The organism is Microcoleus sp. F10-B2, assembly GCF_036704965.1.
Classification (GTDB): Bacteria; Cyanobacteriota; Cyanobacteriia; order Cyanobacteriales; family Microcoleaceae; genus Microcoleus.
Genome location: NZ_JAUBTB010000210.1, coordinates 1 through 2,015 on the forward strand (window position 1 = coordinate 1; position 2,015 = coordinate 2,015).

The 2,015-nt window shown below is 42.4% G+C and carries 1 protein-coding gene; it reads right to left on the reverse strand.

The genetic code is table 11. The features are described from left to right. Nucleotides 1–220: 220 nt before the first annotated feature. On the reverse strand, nt 221–2,015 hold a 1,795-nt coding region (locus QUA99_RS32660; protein ID WP_333245731.1), incomplete at its 5' end, for a DUF2357 domain-containing protein.

Here is a 2,015-nt window from a genome sequence, read left to right on the forward strand (position 1 = left end):
AATGGCTGTAAGCCTTATTTGGTAACGGTTTTAATTGCTAGTTTGCGTAGGCGTGACAGCTTCGCTATTTCTGAGCCGAATTATGAGGACACGGCAGTGCCGTGTCCCTACCGCGATTAATTGTAGGGACACGGCACTGCTGTGTCGAAAGCTGTGGGTAATATTAATGCCGATGCTACCGGATTTGATATGACACGATCGCGAGTGCCGAAGATGGGTTTCAACTACAAGCCCCACAGGCTGGACAGATAAAGCTTTTAGTATCTTTATCACTCCGACAAGGGATTGCTAATACGTTTCTACCGAAAATGCGATCGACAGATCCTACTTGTCGATCGTACCATGAGTTAAGAATACCTGAATCAGAGAGTTTGATGTATGGGTAATGCTCGCTACACTTGCCACAAATTCGCATTCCCCACTCGGTTCCGCAATCCTTGCCACTCTTACAATCACAACGGAAGCACTGCCTATCTAGAGGCTCAAGGCGATCGCTTTTCTTGTAACAGGTTGGACAAGTTAACAATGGCTTAAATCGTTCTTCTGTTCGAGCCGGGAAGTTCTTCAGATTCTCTAATTCAAGTAGTTCTCCTTTAGCTCTCGGTCCACGAGCTTTAGCTTGATTAATTAGTTGTGAGAGACGATTATCAAAATCCACCTGTTCTTCTGGTTTAGGTGAACAAAGTAATTTACAATGTCGTCCTTCCTTAAAAATCCATGAATTTTCTTCCAGCAGTGACGGATGTATTGGCTCCTCAATTGTTAAAGGATAGATTTGACAGTATTGGCTATAGAGCCACCATTGGATAGCACGAGCAATACGCTCAACACTGAGAATATCTAGTGGGCTGACAGGTAATACAGCCAATGGTTTTTTTTCTGTAAGATAGTCGTTTCCTAAACTATTAATCTGTTGTTGGACTAACTGAGGTAACTTCTGTCGCTCATCCTCAGTTCCTGGATACAGAATTATTACTGTGCCGTTCGGATTTTCAGAACAAGCCGAACGAAATTCGTCAATAATAGGATTAATTACATTTGCATCTTCTGTAGCAGTTAAGGGGAGCATTAATGGAATTAATTTCAGATGTTGAATTTTGTCTGCTTCCAATAAAATAGTTCCATCATGCTGCCAGCTCAAAGTTATGCTACCTCTTGGGCTGTTGAATTGAATCGAGCTACCCAATTGCAAATCAGACAGATCATCAACCTCAAATCCTATCCCTCGATCATCTGTTCCGTTACCTGTTAAAGCACGGCTAACGAGAAGTAAACAGAAAGCTTCAAACCCCTTAAAGCCTTGTTTATAGGTTTCAAATATCTGTTGGGGAGTCTGTGCGTGGCCACGCTTCCAGGGCATCCAAGCTTGCCACAACCTGTCAACATAGCGGTAATGCCGATCGTTAATCAGAATATTAGTTCGTTTGAGGGTATTGCCCACAGTTGCCTGTTTGGGGATAGCACGATATAACTCAGTATCTAGCAATCCTCGTAGCTTGTATTGCAACTGTTTCAATAGTTTGAGTGTCTTTTCCGCTGTTTTCAGGGCAGTTCCGTCTTGAAACTGATCGCCCCAAAGGCTACAAATTCGGTTTTGGTTTCGCCAATAAATTTTTTGAGTAGTGTCTTTAGAGAAGTCATCTGCTTGCTCTAACTCTCTTTTAAGAGCCTTCACTTCGATAATTCGTTTCTGGAGGTATTCCAGCAGATGATCAATTAATCGAGCGGTGACTTTGTTCTCATAAATATCTACCAGGTCTTCTCGGATCAGACATAAAACTCTCTTCGGACGTACATTCCGAAACGTTCGTTTCTCCCAGTCTTCTGTATGAGCAGACAAAAACTCTGTAGCATGGGGCGAAATTCTTTGCACGCGGGAGACAGGTAATCTGTCGGTTTCCATCTTGAGATAAGTTCTTGGACGATGACAAATTTCCTCAATAGACATCTCCAAAATAGTAACACTTCGTGGTAATATCACATCATAAAGCTTTTTTGACACAGAAACATGAGCG